Below are 15986 nucleotides of genomic sequence, written 5' to 3'. Positions count from 1 at the left end.
TTCAGCGCCAGCCGGTGGCCGCCCCGTGGAAGCGGGCGAGGGTCTGCGGTGCGACCGCGAGCTGGTCGCGGTTGGCGCGTGCGAAGTCTTGCTGGAAGGCGAGACGCTGGCGCCACTGCGCCGGGCTCAGGGTGCCGACACCGCGGACGATGCGCACGCAGGGCAGGGCGTCGATACCGAGCAACCCGGCCCCGCCGATGCCGCAGAAGAGCTTGGGCTGGATGCCCAGCTCGATCTCGCGCGCGGCGAGCGGTGGTGCGGTGGTGCGGGTGCGTGCCGGCACGCGCAGGGTGAGCGCATAGCTCGGCTGGTCGAGGGTCATCAGCTGCTGGCGCCGCGCCGGGGTGGCGCGCGCCAGCCGCGCGGCGGTCGCCGGGTCGAGGTCGCGCAGCCGCTCGGCCAGCGCCGCCAGCTCGGCGCGGCTCGCCGCCGAGCCGTCGAGCGCCTCGAGCGCCGCGCGCCGCGCCGCCACCGGGCGCAGCCGGTGGCGGCGCCAGGGCGCGGGCGGGGTGCGCTGGCCGGTGAGGGCGGCGAGCAGCTCGCCGGCGAGCCCGTCGAGACACTGGTGGAGCCGCGCGATCAGGGCGGCGAAGGCGGGGGTCGCCAGGGTCTCCCAGCCGGGCAGGCGCAGGGTGCAGCCGAGCGGGTCGAGCCCGGCGAGCTGGCGCGCCGGGTCGACCGGCACGACCCGCGCGCCGGGGATGCCGAGCGGCAGTGCGGCGAGTCGCTCGGCGATCAGCCGGGCGCCGGGCAGGGTCGCGGGGTCGAGCGCCTGGCGGCGCTCGCGCGGGGCGAGCGCGGCGAGCGCGGGCTGGGGCGCGCTGAGCGGCGCCAGCTCGCTCGCGTCCCAGTGGATCAGGTGCAGGTGGAGCTGCTTGGACGCCTGCACGCTCTCGCGGTCGCGGGTGTGGGGGTCGCAGTTGAGGGCGAGATGGAGCTGGCCGCCGTCCAGTCCGAAGCGCTCGATCACCGCGGGGTCGGAGACGAAGCGCACGAAGTTCAGCGCGCAACTCCAGAAGCGCGTGGCGCTCGCCGGGTCGAGTGCGTCCGGGGTGGCGCCGGCCCTGGGGGCGACCAGCATCAGGTCGTGACCGGCATGGGGCGCGGTCTTGTCGATCAGCAGCAGTTCGCGGGTGTCGGCGTCGCCGATCCGCGCGATGGTGCGACGGGCGAAGCGGACCTCGGGGTCGGGATCGGTGAGTTCGCGCGCGCTCGGCGCATAGTCCGGCGGCAGCGCCGGGATGCGCACCGCCCCCCAGGCCACCGGCATGGTCGCGGCGGCCGCCGGCAGCAGCGCGGCGAAGGGGTCGGACGCGCTCATCGCCACCCCGGGCGTTGCGTCGCGAGCGCCGTCACCGCCTGCTCGACCAGACGTGCGGCGAGTCGCTCGAAGGCCGCGGCCATCGCCGCCGGGCTGGACTCGGCGAGCGGCTCGTCGAGCGTCAGGCGGGTGCGCCACAGCGGCGTCCTCGCGCGTGCCCGCTGCAGGGTCAGGCCGAGGGTGGCGGCGACCCGGGGCGGGGCGGCCTCGGGCAGGTGCTCGAAGCGGATCAGCTCGCCGCTGAGGACGTAGTCGGCCTCGACCCGCTCGGCCGGGGCGTGTACCCGGGCGAAGGGACCGGTCGCGCGCAAGCCCTCGGCGAGGGCGTCGGCGAGCGCGCCGGGCAGCGGCTCCTCCCACAGCAGGCTGTCGTAGCGTCCGACCTCGCGCGGCTCGGTGCCGGTGCGATAGAGGATCTGGCGACCGCCGAGGAAGCCGCGCGCGGCCAGGTCGCGCACCTGCACGCTGGCGTCGAGCCGGGCGGTGGTGGTCGAGGGCGGTGGCGGTGGTGCGAGACGGTAGAAGCGGTCGCGCTCGATCGGCTCGCCGCCGGCGCAGGCGACGAGCAGCAGGGGCGCGAGCAGCAGCAGTGGACGGATCAGCGGAACCATGGGGTGCGTTCCTCGGTGGGATGGCCCTGGAGCAGGCTGGCGGGGTTCTCGCGCAGCGCGCGCGAGAGCGCCGAGAGGTTGCGGCTGGCGTCCTCGATGTTGGTGAGGATCGGCAGCAGCGCGTTGTTCATGGTCTGCAGCAGCGCCTGGGTGTCATCGAGGCTGTGGCGCAGCGCCGGGCGGTTGTCGGCGACCAGGGCGCGGACCTCGTTGGCGAGCGCGCCGTAGTCGGCCACCGCGCGTTCGAGCGCGTCGCGCTGCGCGGCCACCGCACCGCTGACCTCGGCGAGGTTGGTGGTGAGCGCCTCGACCGCCTCCAGGGTGGCGGCGATCGACTCGCCGTCGACGGCGGCGTCGAGCTTGGCGGTGAGCGCGCGCAGATGATCGAGCGCGCCGGCGAGCCGTGCCTGGTTGCCGGTGGCCGCCTCGCCGGTGCCGAGCAGCGCCTCGATGGTGGCGATCTGGCGGGCGATGCTCTGCAGCGCCGGGGTGATGGTCTCGGCGACCAGGGTGTCGAGGCTCGCGGTGAGCGCACCGAGCTGGCCCATCAGGTCCGGCTCGGGGGCGAGAGTGGGGAGTTGCGCCCCGGGCGCGAGCCGGTTGGCCGAGGTGCCGGGGGCGATCTTGATCGCGCTGCCCTCGAGCAGCCCAGCCGAGCCGATCCGCGCCCGGCTGTCGGCGGCCAGCGGCCAGTCGTCGGCGATCCGCAGCAGCGCGCGGAAGCAGGGGCGCAGCGGCGCGCGTTCACCGCAGGGGGTGGGCTCGGCGGCGCTGGCGAACACCGGCTCGATGCGCTCGACCCGGCCGATGCGGTAGCCGTCCTGGATCACCGGGATGCCGGGGGCGAGCCCGGTGGCGTCGGGAAAGGTCGCCACCAGGCGGTAGCCCTCGCCGAGCCGTCCCGGCCACAGCACCACCAGCAGGGCGACGAAGGCCGCCGCCATCAGCACCACGAACAGCCCGGCGGCGCGCAGGTCGCGACGCATCGCCCGTCCCTGACGCTTGCCCGGGGCGTCGATCTCGGGCGGCGAGTAGAGCCGTTCGAGCCGCTCGCTCATCGCCACCCCCGCAGCGCCGCGCGCAGCTCGATGCGCTCGGCGGCGGCCTCGCGCAGCGCGGCGCTCGGCCCGGCGTAGACGGCCCGACCGTGGTCGAGCACCAGCGCGTGCGCGCAGTGGGCGAGGAGCGCGGCCGGGGTGTTGTCGATGGCGATCAGGGTCATGGCACGGTTGCGTCGCACGGTGTCGAGCATCTCCAGGATTTCGCCGAGCGCGCTGGGGTCGAGACCGTCGCCGACCCCGTCCCAGACCAGCAGGTCGGGTTGGTGGATGAGTGCGCGGGCGAGTTCGACGCGTCGCCGCTGGCCCAGCGAGAGTGCGCGCGGCGGGTGGTGTTCGAGTCCGTCGAGCCGTAGCAGGGTGACCACCAGTCGTGCCGCGCGTGCCAGCTCGGCGCGGCGCAGCGGTGTCTCGCGCAGCGGCAGCAGCAGGTTCTCGAGCACGCTGCGATCGGCCAGCAGCGAGCCGCCCTGGAGCACCGCACCGAGGCGTCGGCGCAGTTGGCGCATCGCGCCGCCGTCGAGCCGCGCGAGGTCCTGCCCGAACAGGGCGATTGTACCCGCCGAGGGGTGGTCGAGTCCCAGCACCAGTCGGCTGAGCAGGCTCTTGCCGGCGCCGTTGGGGCCGCAGATCAGCAACCACTCGCCAGCGGGCAGGGTTAGATCGAGGTCGGCCAGCGCGCTGTGCCCGGCGACATGCTGGTAGAGTCCGGCGATGGCAAGCGCCGGTGGTGGGGTGGGATCCGATGACGGGGTGGACATGGTGCGCTCAGCCGATCAGCAGCAGATAGAGCAGGTCCGCGACCAGGATCAGCCCGATCGCGCCGAGCATGGTGGCGGTGGCGGCGCGGGCGATACCGCGCGGGTCGCGCCCGGCGGCGATGCCGTTGACGCAGGCCAGCGGCGCGACCAGCAGGGCGAACAGCGGTGGCTTGACCAAGGCGCCGACGAGGTCGGCCGGGCCGATGGCGTGGGCCAGGGTCTCGACCAGTCGCGCCGGGCTGAGTGCCACGCTCGCCCACAGCCAGACCCAGGTGGTCAGGCCGGTGACCAGCAGGGTCCACACCGCGAAGGCCGCGCTCATCAGCAGCATCGCCAGCAGTGCCGGGGCGAGGGTGTAGCGGATCGGGTCGATGCCGTTGACCAGCAGGCCGTCGAGCTCCCCGCTCACCGCCAGCCCCGCCTGACGCACCGCCAGCGCCACCCCGGCGCGACCGGCGACGAGGATGCCGATCAGCACCGGGAGTAGCTCCAGGGCGATGGCATAGGTCAGCGAGATCAGCAGTGCGTCGGGCAGGGCGAAGCCGGCGAGCAACAGTTCGCCCTGACGCCCGAGGATCAGCCCGAGGACGATGCTCACCAGGGTCAGCGCCGGCAGCACCGAGAGCCCGGACTGGCGCAGCGCGGCGGCGAAGGCCGGCAGGTCGAGCCGGGCGCGACCGCCGAGGATGCGCAGATAGAGCCACAGACAGTCGGCCAGGGCGATGGCGCCGAGGCCGAGTCGTTCGAGCACGCCGGCGGGGCCGGTGAGTGGGCGGTTGGGGTGGTGCATGGTGGGGTCAGTACTCGAAGTCCCAGACGAGCCGCCGTCCCCCGGGGGCGAGCCACAGCCGTTTGAGCGGGCGCGCGCCCGTCTCCGGGGGCGTCGGGTGCCAGGCGATCTCGGCACGCTTGGCGATCCACCCGGCCAGTCCCCCGGCGCCGAGCGGCAGGCGTCGCTCGGCCCGGGCGACCAGATCGAGCAGGGTCGTGCGTGTCGCCGGATCGGTACAGTCGGCGAGCTGTGCCGACAGCGAGCGCTGGTGCAGCAGCCACAGCCCGGTGGCGGGGTGCTCGATCGCCTGGGCGGCGAGTGCGCGGGTGAGCGGCGAGCCGAGGCCGGTGGCGAGCACTAGGGCGCGGTCGGGGTAGCGTGCGTGCAGCCGCCCGAGTGCATCGCTGACGAGTCGGCGCGGTGGCGGGGGCGTCTCGCTGGAGGCGGGCTCGATCAGGGCGACGATCAACAGGCGCTGGATGCCGAGTCCGGCGCGTGCGAGCAGGGTCGGTACGCCGCGTACCGCGAAGCGATCGAGGTCCTTCATCGGTTCGCTGAGGGCGTCGTAGTCGACCAGTTGCGGGTGGTGCTTGCGTGCGTTGTCGCGCACCGGGGCGTGAGTCCAGCCGTCGAGCCGACGGTCGGCGGCCCAGCGCCGGTGCTCGATGCGGGCGAGACGCTCGATCTCGGCTGCGGTGAAGGCGAAGCCCGCGACCCGCTCCTCGGGGACCGCGCGACAGTCGACCACGGCGAGCTTGGCGAGCATGTGGTCGGCCTGGTGGCGGTTGGCGCCGCGGAAGGACTCGGCCAGCCGCGCCCAGGGTTGGCCGCCGGGCTCGCCATCGGGGTCGCGACCCTGGGCGGCGACGCTGTCGCGATAGTGCTCGTGGATGGTGCGTGCGAGCTGGTCGGCGCGCCCGGCAAACAGGGTCTCGGGCGTGCAGGCATCGGCGATCAGCGAGAAGGGCTGGGTCTGGCCGTCCCAGTCGGCGCGTGCGCCGGCTGGCCAGGGCGCGGTGGCCACGGCGATCAGCGCTGGCGAGGTGCCGCTTGCGACGGCGAGTTGTTGGCGCAGCCGGGCGGCGTGCGCGGCGGCCCGTGACGGGTCGCAGATCAGCGCCAGGCTCACCGGCGTGTCGGCATCGAGTGCCGGCGCCTCCGGGGTGGCGCAGCGCAGCTCGGCGATCGTTTCGCCCTGGGGCTGGGTGGCGCGGAACCAGGCGGCGGCCGCCGCTGGGTCGGGGTCGAGCAGGGTGATGCGCAGCCGCCGCTCGCCATAGTGGGCGCCGAGCAGCGCCTGGCGCAGCAACGCCTCGGCCGGTGTCGTGCGACCGACGAGCAGCAGGTGGGGGTGCTGTCCGGCGGCGACGTCGCAGCCGAGGTGCAGCGGCCAGCGCGCGAACAGGGCGCGCGCGCCGGTGGTGGCGAGGTCGAGGGTCTCGACCCGCAGCGGGCTAGCGGCGGCGAGCGTCGACAGCGTCGGCGCTCGTGGGTCGCGATGGATCAGGATCAGTCGGCGCGGACGACGTGCGCCGGCGAGCCGGGTGGCGAGCGCTGCGATCAGGGCGGCGGGGTCGGGCGGGTCGAGCAGGACCACCGGCTGGCTTGCTCGGGGCCGCAGTCGCGCCAGTTGCTCGGGGGGGATTAGCCGGGCGTCGAGCCGGGCGGCGAGCGTTGCGGCCAGCGGTGGGGCACCGCAGACCAGGGGCCGGGGACGCTCGATCATGCCGCCAGCCGTGCCGCGATCCGCGCGGCGAGGGTCGTGGCGGGCGCGGCGAGGTCGAGCGCCTCGATCGCGGCGCGGTGTTCGAGCCCGCCCCGGTGCCAGCGTGCGAGCAGCGCCTCTGTGCTGCCGCCGCTGCCGGCGAGCAGCAGGAGTGGGGCGGGTTCGGCGAGGGCGAGTTCGAGGTCGAGCCGGGTGATCTCGCCGCCGCCGACGGCGAGGGTGAGCCGCGGTCGGGGCCCGGCGAGCAGCGCCGAGATCCGGCGGATCCACGGCGATTCGTCGCCCCAGTGCGCCCCCGGGGTGAGGATCAGGTGGCTGTGGTTGGGCTCGGCGCGGGTGGTGCCGTGCGGCGCGACGGTGGCGCGCGGCGCCACCCCGAGCAGCGGAAAGCGGGCGTGGCAGGCGGCCCGGGCCCGGCCCATCTGCGCCATCACCCCGCAGTCGGTACCGCCGTCGATGACCCTGGTGCCGAGCGCGTCGAGCCGGGGCACGAGTGCGCGCAGCAGCGCGCCGAGCGGCTCGGCGAGCGCGGGGTCGAGCCGCGCCGCGCCGCCGATCAGGGTGAGCACCGGGCGCGGTCGATCGAACCCCAGCGCCGCGAGCATCGCGTCGAGGTCCTCGGAGCCTGGGGGTTCGAGCCGCAGCGGGCCGGGGGCGGTGCGGGTCATCGCGATCGGGGCCTGCTCACTCGGAGCGGTAGTAGACCTCGCCGGCCTCGTCCTCGACGGTGACCACCAGCGGGATGCCCTGGCGGATACTCGCCGAGACCACGCAGAACTCCTCGAACAGGTCCTTGCAGCGGCCGAAGCGCGGTGACTGGGTGACCGCCTCGGTGACGATCAGACGTACCTCGAGCTGGCCGATACGCAGGCGCTTCTGCGCGTTGCGGGTCATCACGCAGCTGGCCTCGGCGCGCAGGCAGCCGGCGGGCGGATCGTCCTTGAACAGACAGAACAGCAGGCTGGCGCCGAGACAGTCGGCGGTGGCGGCGGCGAGCAGGCGCGAGGCGTTGGGCCCGCGGCACTCGCCCAGCGGTGGCTCGCCGTCGAGCAGCAGGTCGGGGGTCTGCGGCCAGTCGAAGGCGACATTGACCTGATATCCCTCGCGCTGCTCGAGCGCGATGCTGAAACGGCCTTCCTCGGACATGGTGGCTCCTGTGGTGCGATGTGTGGCGTCGCTCGGGCGACGCGGTCTGGTTGCAATCCGTGGGTCCGCCGTCCGGGCGCATGGCTGGCCCGAGCCGTGATCCGGACCGCGCCGCGTGGCGGTGTGTCGTCGGGGCCGAGGGCCCGCTCAGGTCTCGATCCGGGTGCCCAGCAGTTCGGCGAAGCGCCGTATCCACTCGGGGTGCGCGGGCCAGGCCGGGGCGGTGACCAGCTGACCGTCGACATAGGCGTTGCTGAGGGTGTCGTTGACCTCGCACCAGCTGCCCCCGGCGCGTTCGAGTTCGGGGCGCACGGCGGGGTAGGCGGTGCACTGCTTGCCCTCGAGGACCCCGGCGGCGGCGAGGATCTGCTGGCCGTGACAGATCGCGGCGATCGGCTTGTCGCCGGCGGCGAAGTGACGCACCAGCTCGATGACGCGCAGGTCGAGGCGCAGGTATTCGGGGGCGCGTCCGCCGGGGATGACCAGGGCGTCGTAGCGGCTGGGGTCGATCTTGTCGAAGTCGGCGGTGATGGCGAAGTTGTGGCCGAGCTTCTCGCTATAGGTCTGGTCGCCCTCGAAGTCGTGGACTGCGGTGCGGACCTTGTCGCCGGCGGCCTTGTCCGGGCAGACGGCATGGACGCTGTGCCCGAGCAGCTGCAGCATCTGGAAGGGGACCATCGCCTCGTAGTCTTCGACATAGTCTCCGACCAACATCAGGATCTTCTTCTCGGCCATGTGTTTCGTCCTCCTGAAACGGCGTCGCGTGGGGGTGGGCTGACTATAACACCGGGATCGCGCGGGGCGTGTGCGGCTGACCAACGATCCACGCCGATCGGGTATGATCGAGTGTTTTGCGGGAGGATCCCTGTCCGTGGCAAGCGGCAACGACGGGCTGGCGCGCGCCGCCGGCTGGATGGGGCTGGCGCTGGTGTCCTTCGCCGCGCTCGCGGTCTCGGCGCGTGAGTCGCTCGCGGCGATGTCCCCGGCGCAATTCCTGTTCCTGCGCACCCTGCTCGGCCTGCCGTTGCTGCTCGCGCTGGGCGGGATGCTGGCGCCGGGGTTCATGCGTACCCGGCGCTGGCGATTGCACCTGTTGCGCAACCTGTTTCACTATGGCGGCCAGCTCTGCTGGATCGGCGCGATCGGGCTGTTGCCGCTGGCGCTGGTGTTCGCGCTCGAGTTCACCACCCCGGTGTGGGCCGCGCTGCTGGCGCTGGTCTTCCTCGGCGAGCGGCTCGGGCATGGCCGCTTGGTGGCGCTGGTCGCCGGCTTGGTCGGTGTGCTGCTGATCACCCGACCGGGGTTGCAGCCGTTCGATGCGGGGCTGGTGCTGGGGCTGTTCGCCGCACTCGGTTTCGCCGTGACCATGGTCGCCACCAAGGGACTGACCCGACACGACTCGGTCTTCACCATCCTGTTCTGGATGCTGGCGATCCAGCTGCTCCTCGGTCTGCCCGTGGCGCTTTGGGTGTGGCAGCCGATCGGTTGGGGCGAGTTGCCTTGGCTGCTGGTGGCGGCGGTGACCGGCATCAGCGCCCATCTCGGCGTGGCCAATGCCTTCCGTCACGCCGATGCCACCCTGGTGCTGCCGATGGACTTCCTGCGCCTGCCGCTGATCGCCCTGGTCGGCGCGCTGTGCTATGGCGAGGGGCTCGACCCCTGGGTGCTGGGCGGCGGCGTGCTGATCCTCGCCGGCAATCTGTACAGTCTGCGTCGCGAGCGGCGCGGCTGATGCGTGCGTCACCCGGAGGTGGCGCGCCCCTTCGCGTCCCGGGCGTCCGGTCGGAGTGGACCGGTCGTCCCCAGACCCCCTGAATTGACGAGGTGAATCGATGACGATGAGCGCCAATCCGCGCCAGGTGGCGGCATGGATCTGAATCTGTTGTGGCACTCACTGCGCCCGCTGGTGTTCCGCTTCGACCCGGAACGCGCACACCGCATGACCCTGGCGGCGCTGGCGCGCTGGTCGGAGCGTTTCGATGGTCGGCTGGTCGCCGGTGATCCGGCCCATGCCCATCCGCGCGAGGCGATGGGGCTGCGCTTCCCCAACCCCTTCGGTCTGGCCGCCGGGCTGGACAAGGACGCCGAGGCGATCCCGGCCTGGCAGGCGCTCGGCTTCGGCTTCATCGAGGTCGGCACGGTGACCGCGCAGGCCCAGCCGGGCAACCCGCGTCCGCGGCTGTTCCGGTTGCCCGAGGACGAGGCGATCATCAACCGCATGGGCTTCAACAACGCCGGTGCCGACCGGGTGGCGCGACGGCTGCGACGGTTGCGCGAGCGCGACCTGCTGCAGGTGCCGCTCGGGGTCAATATCGGCAAGTCCAAGGTGACCCCGGCCGAGCGCGCCGCTGAGGACTATCGCTACAGCTTCGAGCGCCTCGGCGAGCTGGCCGACTATGTGGTGGTCAATATCTCCAGCCCGAACACCCCAGGGCTGCGCGACCTGCAGCGCGTCGACGAGGTCAAGCGCATCGTCGAGACCATCCAGGAGCCCAACCAGCGTCTCGCGCGGCCCCGGCCGCTGTTGGTCAAGCTTGCGCCCGATCTCGCCGACGGGGATGCCATCGACTGCGCGCGCGCCGCGCTCGAGGCCGGTTGCGCGGGGTTGATCCTGACCAACACCACCATCGCCCGCGAGGGGCTGCGCAGCCGCACCGAGGGCATGGCCGGCGGGCTCTCGGGCCGACCGTTGCAGGCACGCAGCACCGCGCTGCTGGCGACGGTGCGCGAGGCGTTGGGGCCGGAACCGACGTTGATCGGGGTCGGCGGGGTGCGTGACGTGCCCAGTGTGCGCGCCAAGTTCGCCGCCGGCGCCGATCTGGCGCAGGTCTACACCGGGCTGATCTATCGTGGCCCGGGCCTGGTGCGCGAACTGCTCGAGGCGCTCGACTGAGCCGCGCTCGCCGGTTCAGTCCTCGGCCTCGTGCGGGTGCCACTCACTGGCGTCGAGCCGGGCGAGGACGGCACCGCCGTCATGGTGCTGGATCGGCGAGACATGGATGGCGAGCCGTGTTGGCGGTTCGTCGGTGGTGGCGAAGTCGACCACCACCGCGGGCGAATGTCCCTCGAGCACCGCGCGGATCCCCGCGCGCAGTTCACGCCCGCACGGGTGCTCGCCATCCGGTCCGAGCAGTTGCAGTGCGCGCTCGTAACCGGCACCGGGACCGGTGTCGCTGAGCGACGGGTCGCCGGCGTGCCGCGCCGCCTCGCGCCAGCTCCGATTGATCTGGGTGACGATGCCCTGGGGGTCGAGGACCGCGATCTGCTCGGGGAGTGAGTCGAGCACCGCCTGCAGTCGCTCGATGTCGTGCAGGCTGGTGATGTCGACGAAGGTCGCGACCGCCCCGCGCGCCTCGCCCGCGCGCACCGCGTAGGGCAGCACCCGGGCCAGATAGATACGGCTATTGGCCGCAGCGATCTCGCGCTGCAGCATCTCGCCGCTGGCGATGGTGCGGCGCAGCTCGTCGATGAAGTCCGGGTATTGCAACAGGTTGGTGAAGTCGTCGATCGGACGCCCGAGGTCGCCGTTGCGGATCTTGAACAGGGTGGTCGCCTCGGGGGTGAAGCGGGTCAGGCGCAGCTCGGCGTCGACGAACACCGTGGCGATGGCCGCGGCCTTGGCCATGCCGTCGAGGTCGGCGTTGAGTCGGTTGAGGATCTCGATCTTCTCCTGGTTCTCGGCGTTGACCGTGTAGAGTTCCTCATTGACCGACTGCAGCTCCTCGTTGGAGCTTTGTAGCTCTTCGTTGGAGGCCATCAGCTCCTCGTTGGTCGCCTGTAACTCCTCGTTGGCCGTCTCCAGCTCCTCGATGGTCGCCTGCAGGCTCTCGCGGGTGGCCGCCAGCTCGCGCTCCAGATTCTCGACCCGTTGCGCGGTCTCGTCGTCGAGATCGAGCGTCTCCATCCCCTGGCGCGGGATGACCTCCTGCGGCTCGGACTCGAACGAGAGCAGCAGATGGCGCTCGGACTGGGGCGCGTCATAGGGCCTGACCGCCATGCGCAAGCGCTCGTGCTCGCCCGAGGGCAGCTCGATGCCGAGCTGGTCCGAGCGCATCGCCGTGCCGCTGCGCGCGCACTTGTAGAGCAGCGCCTGGGCCACCGGTACCAGCGGTTGGGGTAGCAGCTTGGCGATGTCGAGCGTGGCGCTGCCCTCGCCGATACGCAGATAGCGCGCTGCCTCGCCGAAGACGTGCAGCAGCTCGCCGTGGGCGTTGAGCAGCAGGGTGGTGGGGGCGTAGTCGCGCAACAGGATCGACTGGCCGGCGTCGATGGCCGCGGCGTCGGTCGATTGATGGCGGCTGCGCTGGCTGTAATGACGTGATTCGGCGGCGCTGGCTGGCGGGCGCGATGGGGTGGCGGTGTCGAGCGGTAGCGAGACGTGGCGCAGCACGCGATAGATCTTGTGGCGCGAGTTGACCGCAGTGAAGTCGGTGTGCAGATCGGCCAGGGTTTCGCTCGGTCCGAGCAGCAGATAACCGCCGGGGGAGAGTGCGTACTGGATGCGCCGCAGCGCCCGCTCCTGGGCCTGGGTGCGGAAGTAGATCAGCAGGTTGCGACAGGTGACCAGGTCCATGCGGGTGAAGGGCGGGTCCTCGAGCAGGTTGTGACGCGCGAAGACGATGTTCTGGCGGATCTCGTTCTTGACCACGAAGTGGTTGCCGCGCTTGTAGAAGAAGCGCTCGAGTCGCTCGGGCGAGATCTCGGCGGCGATCGCCTCGGAGAACACCCCGGCGCCGCCGATCTCGACGTTCTGTTGCTCGACGTCGGTGGCGAACAGCTTGAAGCTTGGCCAGTGGCGCTCGCGCTCGAAGGCCTCGGCGAACAGGATCGCCAGGGTATAGGCCTCCTCGCCGGTGGAGACGCCGGGCACCCAGACCCGGATCGGCTGGTTCTCGCCGCGCTCGCTGACGATCGAGCGGATCACCGTCTGGTCGAGGATCTCGAAGGTGTCGGGATCGCGAAAGAAGCTGGTCACCGGGATCAGCAGCTCGCGGCGCAGCACCGCCAGTTCGCCGCGGTCGCTGTCGAGCAGGCGTACATAGCTGTGCAGGTCGGGGGTGTGGCGCACCTGCATGCGTCGCTCGATGCGGCGCATTACCGTGGCCGGCTTGTAGTCGCGGAAGTTGATCCCGCCCTGGTGCTTGAGGAGATGCATCGCCTCCTCAAGGGCGTCCTCCTTGTCGAAGGTCGGGTCCTGGGGAGGGTTCTCGGTCTTGATCTGTGGCGCCTGCGTGATGAATTCGATCAGCCTGGGGCCGAGGTCGTCCGGCGACAGCGTGGCATCGACCAGACCGGTGGCGATGACGCTGCGCGGCATGCCGTCGAACTTGGCCGACTCCGGGTCCTGGGCCAGCAGCATGCCGCCGGCGTCGTTGATCGCCACCGCGCCACGGGTGCCGTCGGAGCCGGTGCCCGAGAGCACCACGCCGATGGCGTGCTTGCCGAACTCCTTGGCCAGCGAGGTGAAGAAGAGGTCGATCGGCAGCGTCAGGCCACGCGGGTTCTTGGGGCTGAGACGCAGCGCGTCGCCGCGCACCGTCATCATGTTCGCCGGCGGGATCAGGTGGACGCGATTGGGCTCGAGACGCATGGCGTCGGTGACGGTCACCACGGGCATCTCGGTGTGACGGGCGAGCAGGTTGCCCATCATGCTCTTGTGATCGGGCGAGAGATGCTGGATCACCACATAGGCCGCGCCCGAGTCCGAGGGCAGACACTGGAAGAAGCGCTCCAGCGCGTCGAGCCCACCGGCCGAGGCGCCGATGGCCACCACATAGCCGTCGTATCCGTCAGCGCCTCGTGGGCCGGTGGTGTCTTGGGTCGTCTCTGACACGCTGGACATCGTCAGCTCTCTCCTCAGGTGTTGTGCGGCTGGCGGTGATGGCTGGCGGTGATCGCCCTGCGCCGGTCCGGGGCTGGGGCACGGCTCCGCGTCGCTCGCCCCGTCGGGCAAGCATGCATCAGCCGGGGAGCGGACGCCAGGGTCTCCCGGACCGGCGCGGAGGGTGGGACTCGCCGACCGCGACCGGGTGTGGTCGCCCACCGGCCGGTCTTTCGTCCCTGGCGATGCCCGGGCGCTCGATATGGCCGTCGCTCCTCCGGTTGACGCGGTGCGCGATGCTGATCGCCAGCGCGCGGACCAGCTGGTTTGGGTCACGTGGTGTACGGGTAGAGCCAGTGATAGACCGGGGCGAGGACGATGACCAGGGCCGTGATCGGCGCCTCCCGGTGTGCGGTGCACCGCTCGAATGGATGAGCGAGTCCGAGCATCACTCGGTTGCATTCATGGCAAGCCGGCAGTATGCGACAGAATCGTGGTGCGATGGCGAGCCTCTGTTGAGACGGGCCGAGATGGGGCGCCGTCCATGGCGTGTCTGGCCACTGTTCGGCGACGCCCCGGGTGGATGAGGCGGACTCAGTCGGGTGACGGACCCCAGTTCTGGCGCTGGTGCTGCGCCTGTGCGGCGGCGAACTCCTCGGCGTCGACGCGACCATCGCCGTTGCTGTCGACCTCCTCGAAGCTCGGTGCAGAGGCGAGGTTGCGCATCATGTAGCCTTGCTGCGAGCGCTCGGCGATACGCTGGCCGCGGCCCTCGTAGAACTCCTGCTCGTCGAGCCAGCCGTTGCCGTCGCGGTCGAAGTCGGCCAAGTCCGGCATGTCGCGACCCATGCCGCCGCGCTGCCGCATCCGTGTCTGCTGACCGGCGGTGAGTTCGGCGGGGGTGAGCTGGCCGTCGCTGTTCTGGTCGAAGTCGGCGAACGCCGGCATGCCAGGGCCCCCGCCGGGGCGACGCGTTTGGTGGAAGGCGTCGAATTCCTGCTGGCTGATCAGGCCGTTGCCGTCGCCGTCGAGTGCGGCGAAGGGCATGGGGCCGCCCATCGGTTGGGCGAGCGCAGCGAGGCTGACCACGGCGCCGAGGCCGAGGGCGAGGGCGAGGGTGAACATCCGGATCTGTGGTGTCATCGAAGGTCTCCGGTGATGGTGCTGGCGTTGTCCGATGCATGGCGTGGGGCCAGCGTGTCCACGCCTGTACCGCGCGGCTGGGCGCGGCCGATATCGCGTTCGGGGGGCGCTCGGCGCTCAATCGCGCCAGTGGCCGAACCCGGGGATGTGGACCTCGTCATCCTCATAGATACCCGATTCTGCGCGTGGATGGCAGCCGAGACAATCACCGAGGGTGGGCAGCGATTGCCCGGCGTTGCGCTGTAGCCGCGCCAGCTCGGCGTGCTCATGGCGGAACGCCGTGGTCTCGGTGATGCGGGGCAGCCCGCTCGTCGGCGGCGGGTCGAGCCGCGCGGAGACGGTCGCGTTGGCCTGCAGATAGTCGCTGATGGCGAGGCGTCGCGTCTCGTCGAGTTCGAGGGTCTCGCCATAGTGTGCGGCTAGTGACTGCGGGGTCATGATCTGGCGCCAGTCGCGCGCGCTCAGCAGCGCCGGCTGATAGACCAGGTGGCAGTCGCCGCAGACGGCGCGGGTCGTCGGGTCGGTGACCGCGCCGAGACGGTCGTCATCGGCCTGCGCGGTACTGGTGAGTGTCAGCGCGAGCAGGGCGAACCGGGGGATGATGCGCAGGGGCATTGGCATGGCTCCTTGGGTCCGGTCTGTCACTGGCGCTCGATACGCTTGCGGCCGCTGATCATCGATCCGATCAGGTTCTCCTGGTGGGCGAAGCTCGAGAACAGCACCCCGGCGACGTGGAGCAGGACCAGCAGCAGGGTGAGGTTGGCGAAGAACTCGTGCGCGCCCTCGATTAGCTCGGCGGTGTCGTGCGAGAGGCCAGCGGTGAGCCCGGCCAGGGGGCCGGCGAACTCCTCGGCACCGTAGAGCGCGAGTCCACTGAGTCCGGTGGCGCTCACCGTCAGCAGCAGTGCGACGACCATGGCGCCGCCGGCCGGGTTGTGGCCGAGATGGCGTGGTGCGCGCAGCCGGGCGGCGTCGCGCAGATAGTCGAGGGTGGCGCGGGGGCCGCGTACGAAGTCACCGAAGCGGGCGTGCGTCGAGCCGACGAAGCCCCAGGTCATGCGGATCGCGATCAGCGCCAGGATCAGATAGCCGATCCACACATGGAGCGCGAGCGGATGGTCCTCGATGATGTAGGCAGCGGCGAAGCCCGCGGCCAGCGACCAGTGGAAGAGACGGACCAGCGGGTCCCAGACCTGGGTCTCGGTCGATTGTTCGGGTGTCGGTGTCGCCATCGGTGTGCTCCGGTTCGGGTGAGTGGGCCTCGGCCCTGGTGATGTTGGCGACCAGCCTATCCACCTGTTGCTGAACCTCGGCTGTCGAGGGTTGTCAGCAAACCGTCAGCCGGGTTCGTGGCATCATGCCTCCATGATCAGCGTCCTCCACATGCGCCCGATCGGCCTGCTGCTCGTCAGCGTCTCGTTCGTCACTCTGGCCGACGGACTCGACGATGTCGCCGATCACGATCGTGCCCGGCGCGCGCTCGAGCGTGGCGAGGTGCGCCCGATCGGCGAGATCCTGCGTGCGGTCTCGGCGCGGGTGCCGGGCGAGGTGGTGGGGATGGAGTTTGAGCGTGAGCACGACGGTTGGCGCTATGAGTTCAAGCTCATCGCCCCCGATGGCCGGCTGC

At 71.6% G+C, this 15986-nt stretch carries 16 protein-coding genes (1 of these 16 cut by a window edge); 3 read left to right on the top strand and 13 right to left on the bottom strand.

Annotated elements, in window-relative coordinates; translation table 11 throughout:
- Position 1: 1 nt before the first annotated feature.
- From MARPU_RS14955 to MARPU_RS14915, 9 genes are all read right to left on the bottom strand, one after another.
- On the bottom strand, positions 2–1321 hold the full coding sequence (locus MARPU_RS14955) for a hypothetical protein (protein ID WP_043763865.1): 1320 nt from the start codon (positions 1319–1321) through the stop codon (positions 2–4).
- Positions 1318–1932 carry an ABC-type transport auxiliary lipoprotein family protein gene (locus MARPU_RS14950; protein ID WP_005225074.1) on the bottom strand — a complete coding sequence of 205 codons (615 nt, stop codon included), beginning with the start codon at positions 1930–1932 and terminating at the stop codon, positions 1318–1320. The genes MARPU_RS14955 and MARPU_RS14950 overlap by 4 nt, the downstream gene beginning before the upstream one ends.
- Positions 1920–2990 carry an MlaD family protein gene (locus MARPU_RS14945; protein ID WP_005225073.1) on the bottom strand — a complete coding sequence of 357 codons (1071 nt, stop codon included), beginning with the start codon at positions 2988–2990 and terminating at the stop codon, positions 1920–1922. Before MARPU_RS14945 ends, MARPU_RS14950 begins: the two co-directional genes overlap by 13 nt.
- Positions 2987–3751, bottom strand: a complete 765-nt coding sequence (locus MARPU_RS14940; RefSeq protein ID WP_005225072.1) for a cell division ATP-binding protein FtsE — start codon at positions 3749–3751, stop codon at positions 2987–2989. Before MARPU_RS14940 ends, MARPU_RS14945 begins: the two co-directional genes overlap by 4 nt.
- A 7-nt stretch (positions 3752–3758) precedes the next feature.
- A complete protein-coding gene (locus MARPU_RS14935) occupies positions 3759–4541 on the bottom strand; it encodes an MlaE family ABC transporter permease (RefSeq protein ID WP_005225071.1) in 783 nt (260 codons plus the stop codon).
- Positions 4542–4548: 7 nt separating this feature from the next.
- Positions 4549–6249, bottom strand: a complete 1701-nt coding sequence (locus MARPU_RS14930; RefSeq protein ID WP_005225070.1) for a RyR domain-containing protein — start codon at positions 6247–6249, stop codon at positions 4549–4551.
- Complete coding sequence (locus tag MARPU_RS14925; protein WP_005225069.1) at positions 6246–6917, bottom strand: hypothetical protein; 672 nt, start codon at positions 6915–6917, stop codon at positions 6246–6248. The genes MARPU_RS14930 and MARPU_RS14925 overlap by 4 nt, the downstream gene beginning before the upstream one ends.
- 16 nt (positions 6918–6933) lie before the next feature.
- A complete protein-coding gene (locus MARPU_RS14920) occupies positions 6934–7395 on the bottom strand; it encodes an OsmC family protein (protein WP_005225068.1) in 462 nt (153 codons plus the stop codon).
- A 147-nt stretch (positions 7396–7542) separates the two neighbouring features.
- The gene (locus tag MARPU_RS14915) at positions 7543–8130 is read right to left on the bottom strand and encodes a DJ-1/PfpI family protein (RefSeq protein ID WP_005225067.1); all 588 of its coding nucleotides are present in this window, start codon (positions 8128–8130) and stop codon (positions 7543–7545) included.
- A 136-nt stretch (positions 8131–8266) separates the two neighbouring features.
- Here MARPU_RS14915 and MARPU_RS14910 point away from each other — a divergent pair, with 136 nt between their 5' ends.
- A complete protein-coding gene (locus tag MARPU_RS14910) occupies positions 8267–9127 on the top strand; it encodes a DMT family transporter (RefSeq protein WP_005225066.1) in 861 nt (286 codons plus the stop codon).
- Positions 9128–9262: 135 nt separating this feature from the next.
- Positions 9263–10288: a quinone-dependent dihydroorotate dehydrogenase gene (locus tag MARPU_RS14905; RefSeq protein WP_005225065.1), complete on the top strand. Its 1026-nt coding sequence runs from the start codon at positions 9263–9265 to the stop codon at positions 10286–10288.
- A 15-nt stretch (positions 10289–10303) separates the two neighbouring features.
- On the opposite strand, the gene MARPU_RS14900 is transcribed toward MARPU_RS14905, so the two are convergent.
- The 4 genes from MARPU_RS14900 to MARPU_RS14885 all read right to left on the bottom strand — a co-directional run bounded on the left by MARPU_RS14900 (position 10304) and on the right by MARPU_RS14885 (position 15591).
- Positions 10304–13237, bottom strand: coding sequence for a chemotaxis protein CheB (locus tag MARPU_RS14900; protein ID WP_005225064.1), 2934 nt, complete (start codon positions 13235–13237; stop codon positions 10304–10306).
- Positions 13238–13810: 573 nt separating this feature from the next.
- A complete protein-coding gene (locus MARPU_RS14895) occupies positions 13811–14359 on the bottom strand; it encodes an EF-hand domain-containing protein (RefSeq protein WP_005225063.1) in 549 nt (182 codons plus the stop codon).
- A gap of 117 nt (positions 14360–14476) precedes the next feature.
- Entirely contained in the window at positions 14477–14974 is a 498-nt protein-coding gene (locus tag MARPU_RS14890) for a Dihem cytochrome c (protein WP_005225062.1), read from the bottom strand.
- 26 nt (positions 14975–15000) lie between these two features.
- Positions 15001–15591 carry a cytochrome b/b6 domain-containing protein gene (locus tag MARPU_RS14885; protein ID WP_005225061.1) on the bottom strand — a complete coding sequence of 197 codons (591 nt, stop codon included), beginning with the start codon at positions 15589–15591 and terminating at the stop codon, positions 15001–15003.
- Positions 15592–15724: 133 nt separating this feature from the next.
- On the opposite strand from MARPU_RS14885, the gene MARPU_RS14880 reads away from it, so the two are divergent.
- Positions 15725–15986, top strand: the 5' portion of a protein-coding gene (locus MARPU_RS14880) for a PepSY domain-containing protein (protein ID WP_005225060.1). The gene runs 56 nt beyond the window's last position; the window shows 262 of its 318 coding nt (coding positions 1–262); the start codon lies at positions 15725–15727; its stop codon lies off the right edge, out of view.

Origin of the sequence: Marichromatium purpuratum 984 (genome assembly GCF_000224005.2) — a bacterium.
Taxonomy (GTDB): Bacteria; Pseudomonadota; Gammaproteobacteria; order Chromatiales; family Chromatiaceae; genus Marichromatium; species Marichromatium purpuratum.
Note: the sequence above shows the minus strand (reverse complement) of the source record. Positions and strands in the feature narration are given on the sequence as shown.